The sequence below is a fragment of the Pseudomonas sp. VS40 genome, assembly GCF_018587885.1.
Lineage (GTDB): Bacteria > Pseudomonadota > Gammaproteobacteria > Pseudomonadales > Pseudomonadaceae > Aquipseudomonas > Aquipseudomonas pergaminensis.
The window spans coordinates 399,228-424,942 of sequence record NZ_JAGYWD010000001.1; the positions used below are offsets into that span (position 1 = coordinate 399,228).

24 protein-coding genes are annotated in these 25,715 nt (G+C 61.3%); 16 read left to right on the forward strand and 8 right to left on the reverse strand.

The window, feature by feature from the left end; genetic code table 11:
• The 15 genes from KHP07_RS01835 (at position 1) to pdeM (ending at position 18,869) form a co-directional block, all read left to right on the forward strand.
• Complete coding sequence (locus KHP07_RS01835) at positions 1-681, forward strand: Fe2+-dependent dioxygenase (protein WP_214496503.1); 681 nt, start codon at positions 1-3, stop codon at positions 679-681.
• Positions 682-709: 28 nt separating this feature from the next.
• Positions 710-1,825 carry an ABC transporter substrate-binding protein gene (locus KHP07_RS01840; RefSeq protein WP_099493752.1) on the forward strand — a complete coding sequence of 372 codons (1,116 nt, stop codon included), beginning with the start codon at positions 710-712 and terminating at the stop codon, positions 1,823-1,825.
• 156 nt (positions 1,826-1,981) lie between these two features.
• On the forward strand, positions 1,982-3,040 hold the full coding sequence (locus KHP07_RS01845; RefSeq protein ID WP_214496504.1) for a FecCD family ABC transporter permease: 1,059 nt from the start codon (positions 1,982-1,984) through the stop codon (positions 3,038-3,040).
• The gene (locus tag KHP07_RS01850) at positions 3,037-3,822 is read left to right on the forward strand and encodes an ABC transporter ATP-binding protein (protein ID WP_214496505.1); all 786 of its coding nucleotides are present in this window, start codon (positions 3,037-3,039) and stop codon (positions 3,820-3,822) included. Before KHP07_RS01845 ends, KHP07_RS01850 begins: the two co-directional genes overlap by 4 nt.
• 105 nt (positions 3,823-3,927) lie before the next feature.
• The gene (locus KHP07_RS01855) at positions 3,928-4,572 is read left to right on the forward strand and encodes a glutathione S-transferase N-terminal domain-containing protein (RefSeq protein ID WP_078047230.1); all 645 of its coding nucleotides are present in this window, start codon (positions 3,928-3,930) and stop codon (positions 4,570-4,572) included.
• A 227-nt stretch (positions 4,573-4,799) separates the two neighbouring features.
• Positions 4,800-7,241 (forward strand): penicillin acylase family protein, encoded by a 2,442-nt coding sequence (locus tag KHP07_RS01860; protein ID WP_214496506.1) that lies wholly within the window; start codon positions 4,800-4,802, stop codon positions 7,239-7,241.
• A 288-nt stretch (positions 7,242-7,529) separates the two neighbouring features.
• Positions 7,530-8,534, forward strand: a complete 1,005-nt coding sequence (locus KHP07_RS01865) for a ligase-associated DNA damage response exonuclease (RefSeq protein WP_078047228.1) — start codon at positions 7,530-7,532, stop codon at positions 8,532-8,534.
• Positions 8,531-10,165: an ATP-dependent DNA ligase gene (locus KHP07_RS01870; protein ID WP_214496507.1), complete on the forward strand. Its 1,635-nt coding sequence runs from the start codon at positions 8,531-8,533 to the stop codon at positions 10,163-10,165. Before KHP07_RS01865 ends, KHP07_RS01870 begins: the two co-directional genes overlap by 4 nt.
• A gap of 339 nt (positions 10,166-10,504) precedes the next feature.
• Positions 10,505-11,284, forward strand: a complete 780-nt coding sequence (locus KHP07_RS01875; protein ID WP_027604451.1) for a transporter substrate-binding domain-containing protein — start codon at positions 10,505-10,507, stop codon at positions 11,282-11,284.
• A 57-nt stretch (positions 11,285-11,341) separates the two neighbouring features.
• Complete coding sequence (locus KHP07_RS01880; RefSeq protein ID WP_025855156.1) at positions 11,342-12,070, forward strand: ABC transporter permease; 729 nt, start codon at positions 11,342-11,344, stop codon at positions 12,068-12,070.
• Entirely contained in the window at positions 12,067-12,777 is a 711-nt protein-coding gene (locus tag KHP07_RS01885) for an ABC transporter permease (protein WP_078047226.1), read from the forward strand. The genes KHP07_RS01880 and KHP07_RS01885 overlap by 4 nt, the downstream gene beginning before the upstream one ends.
• Before the next feature lie 26 nt (positions 12,778-12,803).
• Positions 12,804-13,922, forward strand: coding sequence for a succinylglutamate desuccinylase/aspartoacylase family protein (locus tag KHP07_RS01890; RefSeq protein WP_214496508.1), 1,119 nt, complete (start codon positions 12,804-12,806; stop codon positions 13,920-13,922).
• A 13-nt stretch (positions 13,923-13,935) separates the two neighbouring features.
• Positions 13,936-14,700 (forward strand): ABC transporter ATP-binding protein, encoded by a 765-nt coding sequence (locus KHP07_RS01895; protein WP_012722621.1) that lies wholly within the window; start codon positions 13,936-13,938, stop codon positions 14,698-14,700.
• Positions 14,701-15,738: 1,038 nt separating this feature from the next.
• Positions 15,739-18,219 carry a ligase-associated DNA damage response DEXH box helicase gene (locus KHP07_RS01900; RefSeq protein ID WP_214496509.1) on the forward strand — a complete coding sequence of 827 codons (2,481 nt, stop codon included), beginning with the start codon at positions 15,739-15,741 and terminating at the stop codon, positions 18,217-18,219.
• Positions 18,219-18,869: a ligase-associated DNA damage response endonuclease PdeM gene (gene pdeM / locus KHP07_RS01905; RefSeq protein ID WP_214496510.1), complete on the forward strand. Its 651-nt coding sequence runs from the start codon at positions 18,219-18,221 to the stop codon at positions 18,867-18,869. The genes KHP07_RS01900 and pdeM overlap by 1 nt, the downstream gene beginning before the upstream one ends.
• Before the next feature lie 15 nt (positions 18,870-18,884).
• Here the strand turns inward: pdeM and KHP07_RS01910 are convergent, their stop codons facing one another.
• Both KHP07_RS01910 and dcd read right to left on the reverse strand, forming a co-directional pair.
• The gene (locus KHP07_RS01910; RefSeq protein ID WP_010212420.1) at positions 18,885-19,082 is read right to left on the reverse strand and encodes a hypothetical protein; all 198 of its coding nucleotides are present in this window, start codon (positions 19,080-19,082) and stop codon (positions 18,885-18,887) included.
• 108 nt (positions 19,083-19,190) lie between these two features.
• A complete protein-coding gene (gene dcd, locus KHP07_RS01915; protein WP_034109068.1) occupies positions 19,191-19,757 on the reverse strand; it encodes a dCTP deaminase in 567 nt (188 codons plus the stop codon).
• A gap of 389 nt (positions 19,758-20,146) precedes the next feature.
• Between dcd and KHP07_RS01920 the strand changes: the two genes are divergently transcribed.
• Positions 20,147-20,356 (forward strand): cold-shock protein, encoded by a 210-nt coding sequence (locus KHP07_RS01920; protein WP_002554837.1) that lies wholly within the window; start codon positions 20,147-20,149, stop codon positions 20,354-20,356.
• Between the two features lie 243 nt (positions 20,357-20,599).
• On the opposite strand, the gene rpoS is transcribed toward KHP07_RS01920, so the two are convergent.
• From rpoS to ispF, 6 genes are all read right to left on the reverse strand, one after another.
• Positions 20,600-21,604, reverse strand: a complete 1,005-nt coding sequence (rpoS, locus tag KHP07_RS01925; RefSeq protein ID WP_025855149.1) for an RNA polymerase sigma factor RpoS — start codon at positions 21,602-21,604, stop codon at positions 20,600-20,602.
• 106 nt (positions 21,605-21,710) lie between these two features.
• The gene (locus tag KHP07_RS01930; RefSeq protein ID WP_099493742.1) at positions 21,711-22,547 is read right to left on the reverse strand and encodes a peptidoglycan DD-metalloendopeptidase family protein; all 837 of its coding nucleotides are present in this window, start codon (positions 22,545-22,547) and stop codon (positions 21,711-21,713) included.
• A 207-nt stretch (positions 22,548-22,754) separates the two neighbouring features.
• Entirely contained in the window at positions 22,755-23,390 is a 636-nt protein-coding gene (locus tag KHP07_RS01935; protein WP_010563544.1) for a protein-L-isoaspartate(D-aspartate) O-methyltransferase, read from the reverse strand.
• A gap of 41 nt (positions 23,391-23,431) precedes the next feature.
• Positions 23,432-24,181 (reverse strand): 5'/3'-nucleotidase SurE, encoded by a 750-nt coding sequence (gene surE, locus KHP07_RS01940; protein ID WP_078047221.1) that lies wholly within the window; start codon positions 24,179-24,181, stop codon positions 23,432-23,434.
• Positions 24,169-25,227 (reverse strand): tRNA pseudouridine(13) synthase TruD, encoded by a 1,059-nt coding sequence (gene truD, locus KHP07_RS01945; RefSeq protein WP_214496511.1) that lies wholly within the window; start codon positions 25,225-25,227, stop codon positions 24,169-24,171. Before truD ends, surE begins: the two co-directional genes overlap by 13 nt.
• On the reverse strand, positions 25,224-25,697 hold the full coding sequence (gene ispF, locus KHP07_RS01950) for a 2-C-methyl-D-erythritol 2,4-cyclodiphosphate synthase (RefSeq protein ID WP_078047219.1): 474 nt from the start codon (positions 25,695-25,697) through the stop codon (positions 25,224-25,226). The genes truD and ispF overlap by 4 nt, the downstream gene beginning before the upstream one ends.
• Positions 25,698-25,715 lie beyond the last annotated feature (18 nt).

Here is a 25,715-nt window from a genome sequence, read left to right on the forward strand (position 1 = left end):
GTGCTGATCGAAATCCCGGCATTGCTCAGTGCCAGCGAAGTCGACATCACCGTGGCCGCCTTGCTCGATCAGCCCTGGGTGGACGGCAAGGTGACGGCCGGGCAGCGCTCGGCCATGGCGAAAAACAACCGGCAGTTGTCGCAGGATTCGCCGGTGGCCATTCGCATTGGCGAACAGATCCTGGCGCGGCTATCGGACAACGCGCTGTTTATGTCCGCCGCCTTGCCCAAGCGCATTTACCCGCCGCTGTTCAACCGCTACAGCGGCGGCGAGGCGTTCGACTGGCATATCGACAATGCCATTCGCGGCCTCAAGGGCGTGCGCGAACGGGTGCGCACCGACATCTCCGCCACCCTGTTCCTGGCCGACCCGGCTAGGTACGACGGCGGTGAACTGGTGATCCGCGACACCTTCGGCGAGCACGCGGTGAAGCTGCCCGCCGGCCACCTGCTGATCTATCCCGGCAGCAGCCTGCACAAGATCAACCCGGTGACGCGTGGCGAGCGCCTCGCCAGTTTTTTCTGGATCGAAAGCCTGGTGCGCGAAGACAGTCAGCGCCAGTTGCTATTGGACATGGACGTCGCGATCCAGACCCTCACCGCCCAACACGCCGACCATCACGCGCTGCTGCAACTGAGCGGCGCTTATCACAACCTGTTGCGGCGCTGGAGCGATGTCTGATGCGCCGCCTTCACCTGGAGTCCCTGCCATGTTGAAACCCCGTCACCTGCTCAAGCTGGGTGTGCTGTTCGGCGCCCTGGTCCTTGGCCACGCTGAAACCGCTGCCGCCCATGAAGTCACCGACGTGCTGGGCCGCAAGGTCGAAGTGGCTGACACCGTAAAGCGCGTTGTCCTAGGTGAAGGCCGGCTGATTTCGGCGTTTGCGTTGCTGGACAAGGACGCGCCCTTCCAGCGCATCGTCGGCTGGCAGAACGATTTGCGCCTGCTCGACCAACACACCTACAACGCCTACGTGGCGAAATTTCCCACAGTGAAAGACATCCCGCTGATCGGGCAAGCGTCGGAACAAAGCGTCAGCGCCGAGGAAATCCTTTCGCTGAAACCTGACCTGGCAGTGTTCAGCATTTCCGGTCACGGCCCGACCGAACACAGTCCGGTCGCCGATGTGCTGGCCAAGGCGGGCATTCCGGTGGTGTTCGTCGACTTCCGCATCAACCCGGTGCAGGGCACTCACACCAGCATGACCGCGCTGGGCCAGGCATTGGGGCGTGAAGCCCAGGCCAAGGCGTTCCTGGGTTTCTATGACCAGCACATCAAGGTGATCACCGATGCGGTCGCCACCTTGCCGGCAGGCCCGCGCCCGAGTGTGTTCCTCGAACTGCTGGCCGGCGTTTGGCAAGCGCCGGGGCATACCACCGGCAAGAGTGGCATGGGCGAACTGATAGCACTGGTCGGCGGGCGCAATATCGCCGCTGGCGTGGTGCCGGGTGCGTTGGGCGATATCAGCGTCGAGTACGCGCTCAAGGCCGACCCGGATGTGTATATAGCCACCGGCAACCGCAAGCCCGGCTTGATCCTGGGCGCGGGTGTTGGCGCAGATGAAGCCCACGAGGCGCTGGACCGGGTATTGGCGCGTCCCGAATTCGCCAATCTTCGTGCAATCCGTGAGGGCAATGCCCACGGCCTGTGGCATGACTTCTATAACTCACCGTACAACCTGCTGGCGATTGAATCGTTGGCCAAATGGGTGCACCCAGAGCTGTTCGCCAAGCTGGATCCGCAGGCGACCATGAACCAGATCAACGCGCAATTCCTGGGGATGCCGTTGCAGGGTGCCTATTGGATCGACAGCAAGCCCAAGTAACGTTTATCGCCCTATTGGAATGCAGTCAGTGTGGGAGCTGGCTTGCCTGCGAAAGCGGTGTCTCTGTCACCTCATTCAGTGACTGACACTCCGCTATCGCGGGCAAGCCCGCTCCCACATTTAGATCTTTATTGTTTTTGAAATTGTGTGAGCCCAATGACCACTCAAACCCTCGACCTTGCCAGCGCCACCCACGGCTACCGTCGCCTGTTGGCGCGGCGCGCCTGGCTGCTGGGCCTGCTCGGTACGGCGCTGGCGTGCGCCATCCTCGTGGACCTTGCCAGCGGCCCCTCGGGTATGGGCCTGCTGGCCTTGCTCGACGGCATCCTGCACCCCTCGCACCTGAGCGCCACCGACCAGGTGATCATCTGGAACGTGCGCCTGCCCTACGCGCTGATGGCGGTGCTGGTCGGGTGCGCGCTGTCGCTGGCCGGGGCCGAGATGCAGGCAATCCTCAACAACCCGCTGGCCAGCCCGTTTACCCTCGGCGTGTCGTCGGCGGCGGCGTTGGGGGCGTCATTGGTGATTGTGTTTCCGGTGACCACCCTGTGGGTGTCGGCCAATACCGCGATTTCCATCTCGGCCTTCATCTTCGCTGCGGCGTCGGTGTTTTTGCTGCAAGCCATGTCACGCCTGCGTGGCGCAGGGGTAGAAAGCCTGGTGTTGTTCGGCATCGCGCTGGTGTTCAGTTGCAACGCGGTGGTCGCCCTGTTGCAACTGGTGGCCACCGAAGACGTACTGCAACAATTGGTGTTCTGGACGTTGGGCAGTGTGACCCGCGCCAACTGGGACAAGCTCGGCATCCTGGCGCTGGTGGTCGCGGTGGTGCTGCCGTTTTCCTTTGCCGCCGCACCGCGCCTGACCCTGTTGCGCATGGGTGAAGACCGCGCGCAAAGCTTTGGCGTGGACGTGAAGCGCCTGCGGTTTTTCTCACTGCTGCGCATCAGCCTGCTGTCGGCCACCGCCGTGGCCTTTGTGGGCACCATCGGGTTTATCGGCCTGGTCGGTCCGCATATCGCGCGGATCCTGGTGGGCGAAGACCAACGCTTCCTGTTGCCGGCCAGCGCCCTGACCGGCGCTTTGCTGCTGTCGCTGTCGTCGATTGCCAGCAAGCTGATCATGCCCGGCGTGATTGTGCCGGTGGGCATCGTCACCGCGTTGGTGGGCGTGCCGATTTTCGTGGTGCTGGTGTTCAAGCGGGGGAGACAGTTATGAGCGAAGGTTTGAGCGTACACAACGCCCAAGTGAGTTACGGGCGCCGGCAGATCGTGTACGACCTGAGCCTGCCCACCCTGCCCCACGGCAGCCTGACCGCTCTGATCGGCCCCAACGGCGCGGGCAAGTCCACCCTGCTGCGTGCCGTGGCCGGGCTGGAAAAGATGCAAGGCGTTGTACGATTGGGTGACCTTGACCTGTCGGCCATGTCTGTCGCCGAGCGCGCGCGGCGGGTGACCTACATGCCGCAGAACCTGCCGCCGGGCCTGAGCCTCAGCGTGATGGAAAGTGTGATCGCCGCCTTGCGCGTAGCGAATGTCGAGGGCATCCCGTTGTCCAGCGACGCCTGCCTGCGTGAAGCCTTCGACGCCTTGCAACGCATTGGCATCGCACATTTGGCTGATCAACTGTTGAGCACGCTCTCCGGTGGCCAACGCCAATTGGTCAGCCTCGCCCAACTCATCGCGCGTCGCCCGCAGGTGATGCTGCTGGACGAACCCACCAGCGCCCTCGACCTCAATTACCAACTGAAAGTCATGGAGTGCGTGCGCGATTTGGTGCGCGAACACAACCTGATCGCCGTGGTGGTGCTGCACGACATCAACCTCGCCGCACGCTTCGCCGACCATATTGCCGTGCTGCGCCAGGGACGCTTGTATGCCAGCGGTGCAGCGAATGACGTGCTTAACCCACTGCTGTTTGCCGAGGTGTATCGCGTGCGGGCACGCATCGAGCGCTGTTCGCAGCACACCGTGCAGGTGTTGGTGGACGGCGCCTTTTAATTTGCTTCTAAGGGTATGCGCAAATGTTTCATTGAATTTTCGCACACCCAACATTACCTATACCTACAGGCATTCGCTCAAGCATCACCACTTTTGGAGAGCTTCATGATCGACCTGTATTACTGGACCACCCCCAACGGTCACAAAGTATCGCTGTTTCTGGAAGAAGCCGGCCTGCCCTATAAGGTGCACCCGATCAATATCGGCCAGGGCGAACAGTTCAAGCCTGACTTCCTGAAGATCGCTCCCAACAACCGCATTCCAGCCATCGTCGATCAGGATCCGACCGACGGTGGCGCGCCGATTTCGCTGTTTGAATCCGGCGCCATCCTGTTGTACCTCGCGGAAAAAACCGGCCAGTTCATTCCCAAAGACCTGCGTGGTCGCCAGGAAGCGCTGCAATGGCTGTTCTGGCAAATGGGCGGCCTGGGCCCGATGGCCGGCCAGAATCATCACTTCAGCCAGTTCGCGCCGGAGAAAATCCCTTACGCGATCAAACGCTACGTGGATGAAACCGCGCGTCTTTATGGAGTGCTCGACCGGCGCCTGGCGGACCGTGCGTTCGTGGCGGGTGAGGCCTACAGCATTGCCGACATGGCGATCTACCCATGGATTGTTTCCCACAAGTGGCAGAGCCAGCGCCTGGAAGACTTCCCACACCTGCATCGCTGGTTCAACAGCATCAAGGAGCGGCCGGCAACAGTGCGCGCGTATGAGCTGGTGCAGAAAGTGAACCCGCCCAAATCCTGAGTTGAAGCCTTGCTCGGTCCAAATGTGGGAGCGGGCTTGCTCGCGAAGGCGATCTGTCAGTCGACATATTCGGTGACTGACACTCCGCCTTCGCGAGCAAGCCCGCTCCCACATTATTCTGTGCAAGACTCAAGATCTAACGGTTAACCCAAACTCCCGCTTGCGTCGTTTCGCCGCGCTCACTAACGTAGCGCCTTTACTGACGCTACCCCCGCAGGAGCTTTGCCATGGCCTCGCCAGCCCTCTCACATTTTCTTCCCCGGTTCGGCGTTGCCGCGGCAGTGGCCAGTGCATTAAGCCTGGCCGGTTGCCAGCTCCAGAGCACCCAGGACACCCTGCCCCCGGTCGCTGGCGTACAGCCGCTCAAAGGCTTGGCGCAGAACGTATCGGTACGCCGCAATGCCCAGGGCATGCCGTTGATCGAAAGCAACACCTTCCATGACGCGCTGTTCAGCCTCGGTTATGTGCACGCCAGCGACCGCATCACCCAGATGGTCACCCTGCGCCTGCTGGCCCAGGGCCGCCTGGCGGAAATGTCCGGGCCCGAGGTGCTGGATGTCGACCGCTTCATGCGTGCGGTCAACCTGAAAAAAAGCGCCGGCGAGTTGTATAACGCGTCGAGTCCGCGCCTCAAACGCTTCTTCGAAGTGTATGCGCGTGGCGTCAATGCCTACCTGTTCCGCTACCGCGACAAGCTGCCGCCAGACCTGGCACAGACCGGCTACAAGCCCGAGTACTGGAAGCCGGAAGACTCGGCACTGCTGTTCTGCCTGCTGAATTTCAGCGAATCGGCCAACCTGCAGGAAGAAATTTCTTCGCTGGTGCTGGCGCAGAAAGTCGGCGTCGACAAACTCGCGTGGCTCACCCCAAGTGCGCCGGACGAAGCGATCCCGCTGGCCGAGGCCGAGAAACTCAAGGGCGTGAACCTGGGCCAGATCACCGGCTTGGCCGGGCTCGACGCGGTCGGCCAGCAACTGAGCAGCCTCAATTCACTGGCGGTGACCACGTCGAGCAACTGGGCGATCGGCCCGCAACGCAGTCGCAGTGGCAAAAGCCTGCTGGCAGGCGACCTCGCCGCCCAGCCGCAAGCACCGTCTCCGTGGAGCTACGTGCAGATCCGTGCACCGAAGTACCAGGCCGTGGGCACCTCGATTGCCGGCCTGCCGACCCTGCTGTCCGGTTTCAACGGCAAGGTCGCGTGGAGCATGAGCACAGTCAAGGGCGACACCCAGGACCTGTTCCTGGAAAAAGTCAGACGCCAGGGCAGCGCGTTGTACTACGAGAACAACGGCAAATGGCTGCCGGCCGGCGTGCGTAACGAAACCTTCTTCATCAAAGGCCAACGCTCGATTCGCGAAGTGGTGTACGAAACCCGTCACGGCGCCCTGCTCAACAGCAGCCAGGCGCTGACCACCGGCCTGGGCCTGGCCTTGCAAACTGCCGACTTCAAGGACGACAAGAGCCTGGATGCGTTCTTCGACCTGTCCCGCGCGCAGAACGCCGGCAAGGCCTCGGACGCAACCCGCGAGATTCGCGCCATTGCGCTGAACATGGTGTTTGCCGACGCCAGCAACATTGGCTGGCAAGTCACTGGCCGCTTCCCCAACCGCCGCGAAGGCGAAGGCCTGCTGCCCTCGCCGGGCTGGGACACGCGCTTCGATTGGGACGGTTACGCCGACGCGATGCTGCACCCCTATGACCAGGACCCGGCCCAAGGCTGGATCGGCACCGCCAACCAGCGTACCGCGCCGCGCGGTTACGGCATGCAGCTGTCCAACTCGTGGGACGCCCCGGAACGCAGCGAGCGCCTGGCGCAATTGGCCAATGCCGGCAAGCATGACAGCCGCAGCGTGATTGCCATGCAGTACGACCAGACCACCACTTTTGCTGCCAAGCTCAAGACCCTGTTCCAGGCACCGGGTATGGCCCAGCCGCTGAAACAGGCGATTGACGCGCTGCCTGCCGCCGACCAGGCCAAGGCACGTGAAGCGCTGGCTCGCCTGATGGCGTTCGACGGTCGCCTGGCGTCCACCTCCGCCGACGCGGCGCTCTACGAGCTGTTCCTGCAGGAAAGCACCAAGCAGATCTTCCTCGACGAACTCGGCCCGGAAAACAGCGCCAGCTGGAAGGCGTTTGTCAGCAATGCCAGCCTGTCCTACGCCGCCCAGGCCGACCACTTGCTGGGCCGTGAAGACAGCCCGTTCTGGGATGACGTGCGCACCCCGCAGAAGGAAGACAAACCGGCGATCCTCGCCCGCAGCCTGGCCGCTGCGATCACTGCCGGTGATAGCCAATTGGGGGCCGATCACAAGGCCTGGCAGTGGGGCAAACTGCACACCACCACTTGGAAAAACATCAATGGCCAGGTGATTCGCGGCCCACTGGCGTCCGGTGGCGACCACAACACCTTGAACCCGGCGCCGTACAGCTGGGGCCAGGACTTCACCACCACCCAGGTACCGGCACTGCGCATGATCGTCGACTTTGGCCAGGTGGAACCGATGATGGGCCAGGGTGGCACCGGCCAGTCCGGCAACCCGGCCAGCCCGAACTATGCCAACGGCATCGACCCTTCGCTCAAGGCGCAATACCTGAGCTTCCCGATGCAACCGCAGAACTTCGAGAAGGTGTATGGGAAGGCTCGGTTGACCCTGACGCCGGGCAAATAATCCGGCAAGTGTGGGGCGGGTTTTTACTGTGGTGAGCGAGCTTTTACTGTGGTGAGCGAGCTTTTACTGTGGTGAGCGGGCTTGCCCCGCGCTGGGTGGCGAAGCCGCCCTAAAACCAGGCGACCTGTTTCTGACTGGAAGCATGCGTTGACTGGATAGGGGCCGCTTCGCGCCCCAGCGCGGGGCAAGCCCGCTCGCCACAACAAGCCCGCTCACTACAATAGTTAATCGAACTTCTCATCGCCCGCCCGCCTCCTACCTGATAAGCCCATCGCCCCCGGCACGCCCATGGACCTTGTCATCGCCCGCCCCGAAGGCCTCTACTGCCCCGCCGGAGATTTCTACATCGACCCCTGGCGCCCGGTGGAGCGCTCGGTCATCACCCACGCCCATGGCGACCACGCCCGCACCGGCAACCAGCACTACCTGGCGGCAGCCCCCGGCGAAGGCATCCTGCGTTCACGGCTGGGCCAGGACATCAACCTGCAGACCCTGGCCTACGGCGAGACACTGGTCCACCACGGCGTCACCTTGAGTTTTCACCCCGCCGGGCATGTCTTGGGTTCGGCCCAGGTGCGCCTGGAATACCGGGGCGAAGTCTGGGTCGCATCCGGTGACTACAAAGTCGAGCCCGACGGCACCTGCGCGCCCTTCGAACCGGTGCGCTGCCACACCTTTATTACCGAGTCGACCTTCGGCCTGCCGATCTACCGCTGGCAGCCCCAGGCGCAGATCTTCGCCGGGATCAACGATTGGTGGCAGGCGAATATCGCCGCCGGCAAGGCCAGCGTGTTGTTCTGTTACTCCTTCGGCAAGGCCCAGCGGATCCTGCATGGCATCGACGCCAGCATTGGTCCGATCCTCAGCCACGGCGCGGTCGAGCCGTTGAACCGGGTGTACCGCGAGGCCGGCATCTATATTCCTGAAACCCTCTACGCCGGTGACTTCAAGAAAACCGACCCGCTGTTGCGCCAGGCCCTGATCATCGCCCCGCCGTCCGCAGGCGGCAGCAGTTGGATCAAGCGTTTCGGCGACTACAGCGACGCCTTCGCCAGCGGTTGGATGCGCCTGCGTGGTACCCGTCGGCGGCGCGGGGTCGACCGTGGCTTCGTGCTTTCGGACCACGCCGACTGGCCCGGCCTGTTGTGGGCCATCGAGCAAACCGGCGCCGAGCGGGTGATGGTTACCCACGGTTCCGTCGGTGTGTTGGTGCGCCACCTGCGGGAAAAAGGCCTGGATGCCCAGGGTTTCACCACTGAATACGGCGATGACGAAGAGGAGGCCAGCGCATGAAGGCCTTCGCCGAGCTGTACGCCAACCTCGACGCCACCACCTCCAGCAACGCCAAGCTGGCCGCGCTACAGGCCTACTTCCGCGATGCTGCGCCGGAAGATGCGGCCTGGGCCGTGTATTTCCTTTCCGGCGGACGCCCTCGGCAACTGGTGCCGACGCGCCTGCTGCGGGACATGGCCACTGAAGCATCGGGTATCGAGCCGTGGTTGTTTGAAGAAAGCTACCAATCAGTGGGCGATCTGGCAGAAACCATTTCCCTGCTGCTGCCGGAATCTACCTACACCTCGGAGGACGGCCTGGCGGTGTGGCTGGAGGAAAAACTCCTGCCCCTGCGTGGCTTGCCGCCATTGGAATTGGCCGAGCGTCTACCTGCGTTATGGGCGCAACTGGATCAACCCAGCCTGATGGTCTGCATCAAGTTGATCACCGGCAGCTTCCGTGTGGGCGTGTCCAAGCTACTGGTGACCCGCGCCCTCGCCGCAATGGCCGATCTGGACAGCAAGCGCGTGGCGCAACGGCTGGTGGGCTACACCGATCTGTCTAACCGTCCTACGCCGCAGGGTTATCTCAAGCTCATCGCCGCCGAATCGCCCGACGAACATGCGCAACGCGGCGGGCAGCCTTATCCGTTTTTTCTCGCCCATGGTTTGGCGCAACCAGTGGAGCAATTCAACGATTTGCTTGGCTCTCCCGCCGACTGGCAAGTGGAATGGAAGTGGGATGGCATCCGCGCGCAGCTGGTGAAACGTGACGGCCGCCTGTGGATCTGGTCGCGTGGCGAAGAATTGGTGACTGAGCGCTTCCCCGAACTGCATAGCTTGGTAAGCGGCTTGCCCGACGGCACGGTGATCGACGGCGAAATCGTGGTGTGGAAAGACGCGGTGCAGCCGTTCGCGCTGCTCCAACAACGGATTGGGCGCAAGACCCTGAGCAAAAAAGTGCTGGAGGACGCGCCAGTTGCGGTGCTGGCCTACGACCTGCTGGAACATCAGGGCGACGATTGGCGCAACCACACCCAGGCTGAGCGTCGCACGCAACTTGAGCAGGTAATTGCCCAGTGCAACCAGCCGGTATTACTGGCATCTCCCCTATTGACCGGTGCAACCTGGGAAGAACTGGCCGAACAACGCGAAGCCTCGCGCAGTCTCGGTGTGGAAGGCATGATGCTTAAAGCACGCGATGGCCTGTACGGCGTGGGCCGCACCAAGGACATGGGCGTGTGGTGGAAGTGGAAGGTGGACCCGTTCAGCGTCGATGCGGTGTTGATCTATGCCCAACGCGGTCATGGTCGACGCGCCAGCCTCTACAGCGACTACACGTTTGCCGTGTGGGACGGCCCGCCCGGCAGCGAACGCACGCTAGTGCCATTCGCCAAGGCCTACTCCGGCCTGACCGACGAAGAGATGCGCAAGGTCGATGCGATTGTGCGCAAGACCACGGTGGAAAAGTTCGGCCCGGTGAGCAGTGTTACCCCGAGCATGGTGTTCGAACTGGGGTTCGAAGGCATTGCCCTGTCCAAGCGGCACAAGAGTGGGATTGCGGTGCGGTTTCCACGGATGTTGCGGTGGCGGCAGGATAAAACCGTGGAAGACGCTGACAACCTCGCCACCCTGCAAGACCTCCTGACCTGATTCCTGGTTAAAAATGGCACAAATCCTTGTGGGAGCTGGCTTGCCTGCGATGGCGGCGTGTCAGTGAAAAATGAATTCGCTGATCCACCGCCATCGCAGGCAAGCCAGCTCCGACATTATTGATCTGCGCCAGAACCAAATTGGTGCACTGTTTTTTGCGCGCCCATTTTCGGGCATCTCCTACACTCAGCTCTCCCTTGTCCCACCTTTTAAAACGACCATTCGGAACTACATTCGGAACTATGGTGCAGAAATTGCTACTTGTGATCCGTCTGACACCGTTCAGTAACAGTCCTAAACGCGCCACAAGCGCTTATCTTGGTTTCCAGGGATTACATAATGAAAAAAGCATTGCTGACCCTTTCTGCACTGGCTCTGTGCATGGCCGCAGGTACCGCGCTGGCCAAGGAATACAAGGAACTGCGTTTTGGTGTCGATCCGTCCTACGCGCCGTTCGAATCCAAGGCCGCCGACGGCAGCCTGGTAGGCTTCGATATCGACCTGGGCAATGCGATCTGCGCCGAGCTGAAAGTGAAGTGCAAGTGGGTCGAAAGTGATTTCGACGGCATGATTCCAGGCCTCAAGGCCAACAAGTTCGACGGCGTGATTTCGTCCATGACCGTGACCCCGGTGCGTGAAAAGGCCATCGACTTCTCCAGTGAACTGTTCTCCGGCCCGACTTCGCTGGTGTTCAAGAAAGGTGCTGGCTACTCGACGCCTGAGTCCCTCAAGGGCAAATCCGTGGGCTACGAGCAAGGCACCATCCAGGAAGCCTACGCCAAGGCCGTACTGGATAAAGCCGGTGTGACCACCAAGGCCTACGCCAACCAGGACCAGGTGTATGCCGACCTGACCTCCGGGCGTCTCGACGCATCCGTGCAGGACATGCTGCAAGCCGAACTGGGCTTCCTGAAGTCGCCGGCAGGCGCCGGTTATGAAGTCAGCGCGGCCATCGACGACCCATTGCTGCCGTCGAAAACCGCCATCGGTATCAAAAAAGGTAACACTGAGCTGAAGGCGCTTTTGGATAAAGGTATCAAAGCGTTACACGATGATGGCACCTACGCCACCATCCAGAAGAAACACTTTGGCGATCTGAACCTGTACAGCGGCAAATAATGCCTGGAGCGCCCTTCCCCTGGAGGGGCGCTTTTTTATCGCCATAGGTCCTGATTTATGTTCGAAGAATTGTTGCAAACCCTCGGGTTGAGCGCGCTCAGCCTGAAGGGTTTCGGCCCGCTGTTGCTGCAAGGCACCTGGATGACCATCAAGTTGTCGGTGCTGTCGCTGGCCGTCAGCGTATTGCTGGGGCTGATTGGCGCCAGCGCCAAACTGTCCAGCCTGCCCTTCCTGCGCATCCCCGCCCAGCTCTACACCACGCTGATCCGCGGAGTGCCCGACCTGGTGCTGATGCTGCTGATTTTCTACAGCCTGCAAACCTGGTTGACCGGCCTCACCGACTTCATGGAATGGGAATACATCGAGATCGATCCATTCAGCGCCGGGGTGATCACCCTGGGCTTTATCTACGGTGCGTACTTCACCGAGACCTTTCGTGGCGCGATCCTCGCGGTGCCGCGCGGCCAACTGGAAGCCGCCACGGCTTATGGACTCAAGCGCGGCCAGCGGTTTCGCTACGTGACCTTCCCGCAGATGATGCGCTTTGCCTTGCCGGGTATCGGCAATAACTGGATGGTGATGCTCAAGGCCACGGCCCTGGTGTCGATCATCGGCCTGGCCGACCTGGTCAAGGCGGCCCAGGACGCCGGCAAGAGCACTTACCAGCTGTTCTATTTCCTCGTACTCGCCGCGCTGATCTACCTGTTGATCACCAGCGCGTCCAACTTTGTCCTGCGCCGCCTTGAACGTCGCTACTCCGCCGGCGCCCGGGAGGCCGTACGATGATCGAACTCTTGCAGGAATACTGGCGCCCCTTCCTTTATAGCGACGGCCAGCACATCACGGGGCTGGCCATGACGATGTGGCTGCTCACCGCAGCCCTGGTCATCGGCTTCCTGGTGTCGATCCCGCTGTCCATCGCCCGTGTGTCGCGCAAGCGCCTGGTGCGCTGGCCGGTGCAGTTCTACACCTACCTGTTTCGGGGCACGCCGCTCTATATCCAGTTGCTGATCTGCTACACCGGCATCTACAGCATCGCCGCCGTGCGCGAGCAGCCGTTGCTGGATGCGTTTTTCCGCGATGCGATGAACTGCACCATCCTGGCGTTTGCTCTCAACACCTGTGCCTACACCACGGAGATCTTCGCCGGGGCGATCCGCAGCATGGCCCATGGTGAAGTCGAGGCGGCCAAGGCCTACGGCTTGAGCGGCTGGAAGTTGTACGCCTATGTGATCATGCCGTCGGCGTTGCGTCGTTCGCTGCCCTACTACAGCAATGAAGTGATCCTGATGCTGCACTCGACCACGGTGGCCTTCACCGCGACGATCCCGGACATCCTCAAAGTGGCGCGGGATGCCAACTCGGCTACTTTCATGACCTTTCAATCATTCGGTATCGCTGCGCTGATCTACCTGACCGTGACCTTTGCCCTGGTCGGTCTGTTTCGTCTGGCAGAGCGCCGCTGGCTGGCTTTCCTCGGGCCGAGCCATTAAGCAGCTTTTCATTTTCAGGAGCATTCATGCGGCATCACGTCCATGAGCTGATCGCGCCGGTGCCAGGCACGGCGCGGCAGATTCACAGTTTTCACTTCGGCCCGGAACAGGCCGAGGGCAAGATCTACATTCAGTCATCGCTGCATGCCGATGAGCTGCCGGGCATGCTGGTGGCCTGGCACCTCAAGCTCCGCCTGGCAGAGTTGGCAGCGGCCGGGCGCCTGCGCAGCGAGATCGTGCTGGTGCCCATCGCCAATCCGGTGGGCCTGGAGCAGGTGTTGATGGATATCCCGCTGGGCCGCTACGAGCTGGAGAGCGGGCAAAACTTTAATCGCCTGTTTGTCGACCTCAGTGAAGCGGTGGGTGACCAGATCGAGGAACGGCTGGGGGACGATCCCCAGCGAAACGTCGAGCTGGTGCGCTCCGCGCTGTCCTCCACCCTCGCCGCGCAGCGTGCCGAGACCCAACTGCAATCCCAACGCCTGGTGCTGCAACGCCTGGCCTGCGATGCCGATATGGTGCTGGACCTGCACTGCGACTTCGAAGCGGTGGCGCATCTGTACACCACCCCCGAGGCCTGGCCGCAGGTGGAGCCGTTGGCGCGCTATATCGGTTCGGAGGCCAATTTGCTCGCGACCGATTCCGGCGGGCAATCCTTCGATGAGTGTTTCACCCTGGTGTGGTGGCAGTTGCAGCAACGTTTCGGCGAGCGTTTCCCGATCCCCATGGGCAGCTTTTCGGTCACCGTCGAGCTGCGCGGCCAGGGTGATGTCAACCATGGCCTGGCGAGCCTCGACTGCCAGGCGATCATCGATTACCTGATTCACTTCGGCGCCATTGCAGGCGATGCCGCACCGCTGCCCGACCTGCCCTACCCGGCCACGCCGCTGGCCGGCGTTGAACCGGTGGCGACCCCGGTGGGCGGCCTGCTGGTGTTCAGCGCCCTGCCGGGTGAATACCTGGAAGCCGGGCAACTGATCGCCGAAATCATCGACCCCATTTCCGACCGCGTAACGCCCGTGCACTGCCAAAAGGCCGGCCTGCTTTACGCCCGTTCGCTGCGCCGCATGGCCACTGCCGGGATGGTCATCGGCCATGTCGCTGGCACCGAGGCCTACCGCAGCGGCTATCTACTTTCGCCTTGAGGATGCATGCCCCATGTACAAATTGACCGTTGAAGGCCTGCATAAAAGCTATGGCGACAATGAGGTGCTCAAAGGTGTTTCGCTCAAGGCCAAGACCGGCGACGTGATCAGCCTGATCGGCGCCAGCGGCTCGGGCAAGAGCACCTTCTTGCGCTGTATCAACTTCCTGGAAACGCCCAACGACGGCGCCATGACCCTCGACGGCCAGCCGATCCGCATGGTCAGTGACCGCCACGGCATGCGCGTGGCCGATGACGCCGAACTGCAGCGCTTGCGCACGCGCCTGGCGATGGTCTTCCAGCACTTCAACCTGTGGAGCCACATGAGCGTGCTGGAAAACATCACCATGGCCCCGCGCCGGGTACTGGGTTGCAGCAAGAAGGATGCCGAAGACCGCGCCCGTCGCTACCTGGACAAGGTGGGTTTGCCGGCGCGCGTGGCCGATCAATACCCTGCGTTCCTGTCCGGCGGCCAGCAGCAACGCGTCGCCATCGCCCGCGCCCTGGCGATGGAACCGGAGGTCATGCTATTCGACGAACCCACCTCGGCCCTCGACCCGGAACTGGTGGGTGAAGTATTGAAGGTCATCCAAGGCCTGGCCGAGGAAGGCCGCACCATGATCATGGTGACCCACGAAATGAGCTTCGCACGCAAAGTATCGAGCCAAGTGCTGTTTCTGCACAAAGGCCTGGTGGAAGAACAAGGCGCACCCGAGGACGTGCTGGGTAATCCGAAGAGTGAGCGTTTGCAGCAGTTCCTGAGTGGTAACCTGAAATAATCTGTAGGAGCCGCTTACCGGAGAAGAGCATAGGTATCCACGCAACCCTGAAGCCCCAGCGCAACCCACGACGCGAAGCGAGCCGCCCTTGATCTTGATCTTGATCTTGATCTTGATCTCGCTTTTGATCTTAGGCGCCCCGTCAAACACGCTGGCCGGAATTCGACAGGGATTTGGGGGGTAAACCGGCAGGGATGCCGGTTTAGCCGCCCCGCGCCATGGATGGCGCGTGGCGGCGGCCCCCCAAATCACTGTCGGATTACGGGCACACCGAGCCTAGGCGAGGTGCCGAGTGTTGGGGCAAGAGCCTTTTGCTTACTTTTGGGCTTTTCAAAAGTGAGCCGCCGTAAGGGCGGAACCCATAGCAGCCGTTACCCAAATAACGGATATGTACCCGATCAGATCCAACATCCAGGTCGGCTGTCAGGCCGCCTTCGCAGGCAAGCCAGCTCCCACATTTTCGAATCGCGGGGTGACAGTTAGATTGTGGCCGGCTGTCAGGCTGCCTTCGCTGGCAAGCCAGCTCCCACATTTGGATCGCGGGGCAGCAGTTAGAGAGTGGTCGGCTGTGAGGCCGCCTTCGCAGGCCAGCCAGCTCCCACATTTTTGGATCGCGGGGGGACAGTTAGAGTGTGGTCGGCTGTCAGGCCGCTTTCGCAGGCAAGCCAGCTCCCACATCTTTGAATCGCGGGGTGACAGTTAGATTTTGGTCGGCTGTTAGGCCGTCTTCGCAGGCAAGCCAGCTCCCACATTTTTGGATCGCGGGGGGCAGTTGGAGAATGGTCGGCTGTGAGGCCGCTTTCGCAGGCAAGCCAGCTCCCACATTTTTGAATCGCGGGTGACAGTTAGATTTTGGTCGGCTGTTAGGCCGTCTTCGCAGGCAAGCCAGCTCCTACAGTTGGATCGCGGGGCAGCAGTTAGAGAGTGCTCGGCAGTTAGGCCACCCTCGCCAGCAAGCCAGCCCCTACAAGGATTACGTTAAACCTTTGATGCCCGGTGAAGGTCTGTGGAATAGACCTTCCAGAGTTCAGCCACCGCATGGCAAAACCCGTCGACTTCGCCAAACAATGGTTCGCCACTAAAGGCTGGAAGCCGTTCGCCTTTCAAAAAGACGTCTGGGCGGCGGTCAAGGGCGGCCAGTCAGGGCTGCTGCATGCCAGCACCGGCGCGGGTAAAACCTACGCACTGTGGTTCGCCGCCCTCAATCGCTTCGCCATGACTCGCCCACCCGCTACAGGTAAACGCAAACCACCCGCTGAGCCGCTGACGGTACTGTGGATCACGCCTATGCGTGCCCTCGCGGCCGACACCGCCCGAGCCCTGGAGGCGCCGCTTGAAGCCTTGCAGATTCCCTGGAGTGTCGGCCTGCGCACCGGCGATACCAGCAGCAGCGAGCGCGCCCGCCAGACCCGTCGCCAGCCCACCGCACTGATCACCACACCGGAAAGCCTGACCCTGATGCTGGCACGCGCCGACAGCGAAGTCAGCCTGGCGCACCTGCGCATGGTGGTCGTGGATGAATGGCACGAATTGATTGGCAACAAGCGCGGCGTGCAGCTGCAACTGGCACTGGCGCGGCTGCGGCGTTGGCATCCGGATGTGATGGTGTGGGGTATCTCGGCGACCTTGGGCAATCAATCCCACGCCTTGGAGGTATTGGTCCCACAAGGTGGCGGGGTCAATGTGCAAGGGAAAACGGCTAAACAATTGAAGGTCGACACCTTGCTGCCACCCGTCGCCGAGCGTTTTCCCTGGGCCGGGCACATCGGCCTGAAGATGCTGCCTCAAGTGGTGGCTGAGGTGGACGCCAGCAGCAGTTGCCTGGTGTTTACCAATACGCGGGCGCAGTCGGAAATCTGGTATCAGGCGATATTGGATGCACGCCCTGACTGGGCTGGGGTGATCGCCCTGCACCATGGCTCACTGTCGAGAGAAACCCGCGATTGGGTAGAACGAGCATTGAAAGACGGCCAGCTCAAGGCCGTGGTGTGCACATCGAGCCTGGACCTGGGGGTGGATTTCCTGCCGGTGGAACGGGTGCTGCAGATCGGCTCGGCCAAAGGCGTGGCGCGCCTGATGCAACGCGCCGGGCGTTCGGGGCATGCACCCGGGCGCCCCTCGCGGGTAACGCTGGTGCCGACCCACAGCCTGGAACTGGTGGAAGCCGCGGCGGCCCAGGATGCGATTGCCCAGCGGCGCATTGAAGCGCGCGAATCACCGCACAAGCCATTGGATGTGCTCGTACAACACTTGGTCAGCATGGCGCTCGGTGGCGGCTTTACGCCCGACGCGCTACTGGCCGAAGTGCGCGGTGCCTGGGCCTATCGCGACCTGACGGACGAAGACTGGGCCTGGGCCCTGGGGTTTGTGCGCCATGGCGGCTTGTCGCTGACGGCCTACCCGGATTACCGCCGCGTGGAGCCGGACGAGCACGGCATCTGGCGTGTGCCCGATGCGCGGCTGGCGCGTCGTCATCGGATGAGTGTCGGCACGATTGTCAGCGATGCCAGTATCCAGCTGAAGTTCTGGAGCAAGGGCGGTGGCGGCAAGAACCTGGGGAGCGTCGAGGAAGGCTTTATCGCGCGGCTCAAGCCGGGTGATGGCTTCTTGTTCGCGGGGCGATTGCTGGAGTTGGTGCGGGTGGAAAACATGACCGCCTATGTGCGCCGCAGCACCGCCAAAAAGGCTGCGGTGCCACGCTGGAATGGGGGGCGCATGCCGCTTTCCAATGAGCTGGCGCAAGCCGTGGTCGAGCGTTTTGATGCGGCGGCGCACGGGCACTATGAAGGCCCGGAAATGCAGGCGGTGCAAACCCTGCTGCAAACACAGTTGCGCTGGTCGGGCCTGCCGACACGCGAGCATTTGCTGGCCGAGGCGCTGAAGTCGCGAGAGGGGTGGCACCTGTTTCTGTACCCATTCGCCGGGCGCCAGGTGCACTTGGGCCTGGCAAGTCTACTGGCATGGCGGGTGAGCCAGCAGCAGGCCGTGACGTTTTCGATTGCCGTCAATGATTACGGGCTGGAGTTGTTGAGCGCCACCGCCGTGGATTGGCCGGTGTTGCTGAATGACGCGCTACTGAGCCCTGAGCATTTGCTGGAAGATGTGGCGGCCAGCCTGAATGCCGGGGAGTTGGCCCTGCGCCGCTTTCGCGAAATCGCCCGCATCGCCGGGCTGGTGTTTGCCGGTTATCCAGGAGCGCCGAAAAGTACGCGGCAAGTGCAGGCCTCCAGCGGATTGTTCTTTGAGGTGTTCAAGCAATATGACCCGCAGAACCTGCTGCTGACCCAGGCCGGGGAAGAAGTCCTACGCGACGAGTTGGATATTCATCGGCTGGAAGCGACATTGCGTCATCTTTCAGCGCTCAAACGCGACCTGCACCTGATTGAACGGCCTACGCCCTTGGCCTTTCCGCTGCTGGTAGAGCGAATGCGCGAAAGCTTGAGTTCGGAAAAACTCTCGGAGCGCATTGCACGGATGGTCAAGGACCTGGAAAAAGTCGCGGATAACGGGAAGCGCTGATGCATTGCTCACTGACGCTTGAGGGTGAAGAGTTGTGGCTGCTGGCGGAAAAGGCCGTGTATTGGCCTGCGCGCCAATGCCTGCTGATTGCCGATGTACACTTCGGCAAGGCTTCTGCCTATCGCAGCCTGGGACAGCCGGTGCCACAAGGGACTACCACCGAGAACCTGCAGCGCCTGGATCGGTTGCTGTCTACGCTACCGTGCGCGCAGGTGATCTTTCTCGGCGATTTCCTGCACGGCCCCGGGTCGCACGCCAGCGGCACCCTGAGCGCGCTGAGAGCCTGGCGCGCACGCCATCCCGACGTGTCGATGACCCTGATTCGCGGCAATCACGACAAACGCGCAGGGGACCCGCCTGTCGACTTGAGGATTGAGGTCGTCCCCGAGCCACTCCTGATGGGTCCCTTCGCCCTGCAGCACGAACCGGACGCCCATCCCAGCCATCATGTACTGGCTGGGCATGTTCATCCGGTGTATCGCCTGCGCGGCAAGGGTCGGCAGAGCCTGCGGCTGCCGTGCTTCCAGATCGGCACGCGGGTCAGCTTGCTGCCGGCGTTTGGCGCGTTTACCGGTGGCTTTGCGGTGGAACAGATCGATGACGGTCGAGTCTTTGTGATCGGCGACCACGAGGTATGGCCAGTGCGGTGACCGGCCTCCCAGGTATCAGGCGACAGGCGCGGGCGGCGGCTCGTCCGGCAGGGTTGGCTCACCGGGCTCGGTGGGTTGTGGGTAATCCGGCTCGGGTTGGCCTGGGATGCCGCCTGCATAAGCAGGATCGGCCATCAGGGACCAGGCCAGAACGCCAATCTGATTGGGTTCAAGCCGGGCAAGTTCTGCGCTGATTCGCGGGTCGATCTTCATAAGGTACTCCTCAAGCGTGGCTCGACGCGTTTTACACGCGCCGAGGCAGTACACCTAGATAGAGTCACTTTCTGCAGACTAATTCCCTTTGCACGTAAGACCTTTCGATCAAGCGCGTGGGAGGGTGACGCCGCGCTGGCCTTGGTACTTGCCTGCGCGGTCTTTGTAGGACACTTCACAGTCCTCGTCGGACTGCAGGAACAGCATCTGCGCCACGCCCTCGTTGGCGTAGATCTTCGCCGGCAAGGTGGTGGTGTTGGAGAATTCCAGGGTCACGTGGCCTTCCCACTCCGGCTCAAGCGGCGTCACGTTGACGATGATGCCGCAACGCGCGTAGGTGCTCTTGCCCAGGCAGATGGTCAGCACGTCGCGGGGAATACGGAAGAATTCCACGGTGCGCGCCAGGGCGAAAGAGTTGGGCGGAATGATGCACACGTCGCTTTTGACGTCGACGAAGCTCTTTTCGTCGAAGTTCTTCGGGTCGACGATCGCGGAATTGATGTTGGTGAACACCTTGAATTCATCGGCGCAGCGCACATCGTAGCCGTAGCTGGAAACGCCGTAGGAAATCACAGGGGCATCGCCTTGGCCACGGATCTGGCGCTCGACGAACGGTTCGATCATGCCGTGCTCTTGCGCCATGCGGCGAATCCACTTGTCCGATTTGATGCTCATGGCGGGTGTCCTGAATAGCGAGGTGGAAAAATTCTGTTGGGCATCTTACCGGGGCCGGCGTTGGGGTTCAAAGGCCACAAGGCTTTTCTTGACGAATGCGCCTGCTCCTATAAGCCACAGCCAGTGGGGCCGGGACCCGCATAGCCGTACAGGGTGACTGGAAATACCACCGCCAGTCACGAAATTGGAGAAACCTTCGGAAATACCATTGGCACGTTCCGGAAAAAGGGTTAAGGTGGCGCCACTGTGCTGCTTGTGTCACTGAGAATCTCTACACGATATGTTGAATTTCGATCCAACCATCTCCAAGAATTTTTCCTGCTCTTTGCACTCAGTCTCGGCCAGGGCTTTTCCTGAGTCGCAGTTAACTTTGTCCAAGGAGATACACCATGTCTAATCGCCAAACTGGTACCGTTAAGTGGTTCAACGATGAAAAAGGCTTCGGCTTCATCACTCCACAATCCGGTGACGACCTGTTCGTTCACTTCAAAGCTATCCAATCCGACGGCTTCAAAAGCCTGAAAGAAGGCCAACAGGTTTCTTTCATCGCTACCCGCGGTCAGAAAGGCATGCAAGCTGAAGAAGTTCAAGTTATCTAACTTGTACTGACTTAGTCGAAAAGACCCCGCCCTTAAAAGCGGGGTTTTTTTATGCGTGGGATTCGGTGCTACACCCTCCCCTGTAGGAGCCAGGCTTGCCGGCGATGGCGGTCTTGAGGGCCTCATCGCCGGCAAGCCGGGCTCCTACAGGGGCAGTTGTTGGCAACGAATGCTCAGCGCACAGCAAAACGCCCGGTGCATTCCCATGCACCGGGCGTTTTGTCATAGCGGTCTTATCAATCGTTACTGAAACAACGACTCACTCGACAAGCCATTCTTCTCCAGGATCTCACGCAAGCGCTTGAGCCCTTCCACCTGGATCTGCCGCACCCGCTCACGGGTCAGGCCGATCTCCAGGCCTACGTCCTCCAAGGTGCTGCTCTCATGGCCGCGCAGGCCGAAGCGGCGAATCACCACCTCACGCTGCTTGTCCGTGAGTTCCGACAGCCACTGGTCAATGCTTTGGGAAAGATCATCGTCCTGCAACAGCTCGCAAGGATCTGTAGGGCGATCATCCGTCAGGGTGTCCAGCAGAGTTTTATCCGAATCCGGACCCAGCGAGACATCGACCGAAGACACGCGCTCATTCAAGCCGAGCATGCGTTTGACCTCCCCTACCGGTTTCTCCAGCAGGTTGGCGATCTCTTCGGGCGAAGGTTCATGATCGAGTTTTTGGGTAAGCTCACGCGCCGCCCGCAGGTAGACGTTGAGCTCCTTGACCACATGGATCGGCAACCGGATCGTGCGGGTCTGATTCATGATCGCCCGTTCGATGGTCTGGCGAATCCACCAGGTGGCATAGGTTGAAAAGCGGAAGCCCCGCTCAGGGTCGAACTTCTCCACCGCCCGGATCAAGCCCAGGTTGCCTTCCTCGATCAAGTCCAACAGGGACAGCCCGCGATTGACGTAGCGCCGGGCGATTTTCACCACCAGTCGCAGGTTGCTTTCAATCATGCGCTTGCGCCCAGCCGGGTCGCCCTTTTGCGACAAGCGCGCAAAATGGACTTCTTCTTCGGGGGTCAGCAGAGGGGAAAAGCCGATTTCATTGAGGTACAGCTGAGTCGCATCGAGCGCCCGTGTGTAGTCAATGTACTTATGTTGCTTTAACGCGGTGGAGTTCTTGGATTTGGTGCGAACTGAAGGTACAGCAGGTCCCTCATTCGACATCGATTCCGTAGCGATACCGGTCTCCATAAGGAGAACCTCATCGTCGATGTCAAACTCCGGCGCTTCTTTACTGAGAGCCATTGTTATAGTCCTTTGGTGAGTTCGACCTCAAGCTCAAGCGACGCCTTTATCCTTGGCAACGCTGGAGCCTGTTCCTTCTACGTGAGGGAACAGGCTGTGCAACACATCAACGACGGGGTAGGAATTGCAGTGGATCTACAGGCTTCCCTTGACGGCGAATCTCAAAGTGCAGTTTCACCCGGTCCGTACCAGTTGACCCCATTTCGGCAATTGTCTGTCCGACTTTGACCTGCTGCCCCTCCCGAACCAACAGCCTACGGTTATGGCCGTAAGCACTGACGTAGGTATCGCTGTGTTTGATGATGACCAGCTCGCCGTAGCCCCGTAAACCACTCCCGGCGTACACCACTGTCCCATCAGACGCAGCTAAAACAGGCTGTCCCAAATCCCCGGCGATATCAATGCCTTTATTCAAACTACCGTTTGAAGAGAATTTTCCAATCAGCACCCCGTTTGAGGGCCATCCCCAACCGGTCGGCGCCGGCCCGGCAGGTGGCAACGGCGCGGGTGCCGGCTTGGCTGCAGGCGCAGGCGCAGCGGTGCCCGCAGGCCGGGTGATGATCGTGGTTTTGCTCGAAGACGATGGCGAAGATCCAGTGTTTGTCACAACTGCCGTAGGCGCTGAACCGGTACGACCGTCGAAGCGAATCGTCTGGCCGGGATGTATCGTGTAGGGCACAGGAATATTGTTACGAGCTGCGAGCGCCTTGTAGTCCCAGCCATAGCGGAAGGCAATCGAGAACATCGTATCGCCCTTGCGCACTACATATTGCCCGGTCGTCACCGTCGGTTTTTGCGGCGCCGCATTATTACGGTCAACCACCCGCGCGCCGCTGCTTGGCGAGCTGGAACACCCTGCCAGTACGGAACTGAAGACGAGGCCAAGCACCAGTCGATGAAAGCTTGTTTTACTCATACGCTGCGCAAGACCTGTGAGACTCACCCGCCGCTCCCTTTGTGGTGGCTGAACATGAACGCCTGTACCAGGCTTGAAATATGACGCAAGTATAACTGGGCATTGGCGTTTTACCGGCACACGTCTGAAACCCATCAATCAGCGTGTTGAATCGTGGCGCCGATCATGTTGACTCAATAGACCCCGCTGTAAGACACATCCCCGCCAGCAGAATTCACCGCCGGCAGAAATTGATCAGGCCAGCGGGCCATTGAGCAACGGCACAAACCGAACGGCCCCCAGTACATGCCGGGAAAAGCCTTCGTCCTCACGGATAATGAGCATCAACTGTTGCACCTCACCGGAGCCCACCGGGATTACCAGGCGCCCGCCGGGAGCGAGCTGATCGAGCAGTGCTTGCGGAACGTCGGTGGCCACGGCGGTCACGATGATGCCGTTGTAAGGCGCCAGCGCCGGCCAGCCTTCCCAGCCATCGCCCCAACGGAAGACCACGTTGCGCAGGTTCAGCTCCACCAGGCGCTCCTTGGCGCGGTCTTGCAACACCTTGATGCGCTCCACCGAGAATACCCGCTCCACCAGTTGCGCCAGCACGGCGGTCTGGTAGCCGGAGCCGGTGCCGATTTCCAGCACCTTGTCCAAAGGCCCCGCCGCCAGCAGCAGCTCGCTCATGCGCGCCACCATGTACGGCTGGGAGATGGTCTGGTTGTGGCCGATGGGCAGTGCCGTGTCTTCGTAGGCACGGTGGGCCAGGGCTTCATCGACAAACAGGTGCCGCGGCGTGCGCCGGATCACTTCCAGCACCTGGGCGTTGGACAAGCCCTCTTCGTACAAGCGCTGGATCAGGCGTTCGCGGGTACGCTGGGACGTCATCCCGATCCCCCGGCGCAGCAAGTCGTCTTGTTCACGGCCCATCAGCGCAGCCCCTCCAGCCAGCCATCGAGACCACTGAAGGCATCACTGAAGGTACGGTCAAACTGCAATGGGGTAATCGACACATAACCTTGCATCACCGCATGAAAGTCCGTGCCCTCTCCGCCGTCTTCGGCATCACCTGCTGCGGCGATCCAATAGCCTTCCTTGCCACGCGGGTCGACCACCTTCATCGGCGCCGCCGCACGGGCACGATGGCCCAGGCGCGTCAGCTGGATGCCGCGAATGTGATCAAGGGGCAGGTTGGGAATATTGACGTTGAGCACTGTGCGCGGCGGCAGATTCAGGGAGCCATGGGCCTCCACCAGCTTGCGTGCGAAATACGCAGCGGTGGGCAGGTTGTCCAGTTGGCGCGAGGCAAACGAAAAAGCGAACGCGGTACGCCCCAGGAAACGCCCTTCAAGCGCTGCCGCCACGGTACCGGAATACAGCACGTCATCCCCCAGGTTTGCACCCAGGTTGATGCCCGACACCACCAGATCCGGCTCCTGCTCCAGCAGGCTGTTGATCGCCAGGTGGACGCAGTCGGTGGGGGTGCCGTTCACACTGATAAAGCCATTGGCCAGGACTTGCGGGTGCAGCGGACGGTCGAGCGTCAGCGAACTGCTGGCGCCGCTCTTGTCCTGGTCGGGGGCAACCACCACGCACTCGGCATAATCTTCCAGCGCAGCATAGAGCGCGGCAAGGCCGGGTGCGGTGGCACCGTCATCGTTTGATATCAGAATACGCATGGGTTGTCCGTCTGCCCCACCGGCACCAGATCAACAAGCTCGCGCACCAAGGCAGTGGCGAAGCATCCGGCCGGCAGGACGAATTCCAATTGCAGAATGTCCAGCGAGGGATAATGCCACGTCAAACCGCCAATGGGCAGTCGCAGAATGCGACGTTCCTGGCTCATGCCCGCATTCACCAGCCAATCGCGCAGGTCTGCTTCATCGGCGGCAACCGCCTGTTCCAGCTCAAAGGTTGCACCACTGGCAGGTGAATCACCTTCGCCCCACTGGGGGCCGGTCGGGTGCAGGTCCAGGATCGCCAGGCGCGGGTCACTGCATTCGGCTTCGCCTGCCGGGAAAAAACTGCGACTGTCGGTAAACGCCAACAGGTCACCGACTTGGGCTCGCTGCCAGGAGCCGTCGGCCACACGTGCCGCCAGCACCTTGTTGAACAGGAAACTGCGCGCCGTGGACAGCAGGCGTGAACGCACATTGCGCTGCTCCGGCAAGGCTTTGCGCGCGGCCCACTCACGGGCATCGACGACGTTACCGCCGTTATGACCAAAGCGCTGGGCACCGAAATAGTTGGGAATGCCATGCTGGGCAATCAGCTGCAACCGTGCGTCGAGGGCGGCGGTATCACCGGCCAACTGCGTCAGGCGCAAGGTGAAACCATTGGCCGAGTGCGCGCCGCGCTGCAACTTGCGTTTATGGCGAGCGGTCTTGAGGATCTTGAGGGTGTCGTTTTGCGCAGCGCTCATGTCCGGGTCGGCCTTGCCTGGCAGCTGCACGCTGAACCATTGGCGGGTCAACGCCTGGCGATCCTTGAGCCCGGCATAGCTGACGGTGCGCAACGGCACGCCTGCCGCCTTGGCGATACGCCGCGCGGCTTCCTCGGTGTTGAGGCCACGCTTCTCCACCCACAACCAGAGGTGCTCGCCCTCGCCGGTCAACGGGATATCCAGCACTTCGTCAACCTGGAAGTCTTCGGCGGTCGCCTTCAGGACCGCGCTGCCCAGGACCTCGCCATAGGCCCGTGGCCCCAACAGTTGCAGATCATTCATGCGCGCAGCAACAAGGCAACGGAGTGCACGGCGATGCCCTCTTCACGACCGGTGAACCCGAGCTTTTCGGTGGTGGTGGCTTTCACGTTCACTTGATCCAGTTCAATTTGCAGATCCGCCGCGATCAACGCGCGCATCGACTCGATATGGGGAGCCATCTTCGGCGCCTGGGCCACGATGGTGTTGTCGACGTTGCCGACCTTCCAGCCCTGGGCATGGATCAGGCCGACCACATGGCGCAGCAATACACGGCTGTCCGCGCCCTTGAAGGTCGGGTCGGTGTCCGGAAAGTGCTTGCCGATATCGCCCAACGCCGCCGCGCCGAGCAAGGCATCGCTCAAGGCATGCAACACAACGTCGCCGTCGGAATGAGCCAGCAAACCATGGTGGTGAGCAATGCGCACGCCGCCCAAGGTAATGAAATCGCCTTCAGCGAAACGGTGCACATCGTAGCCGTGGCCAATACGCATAAAAAAACGCCCCGATTT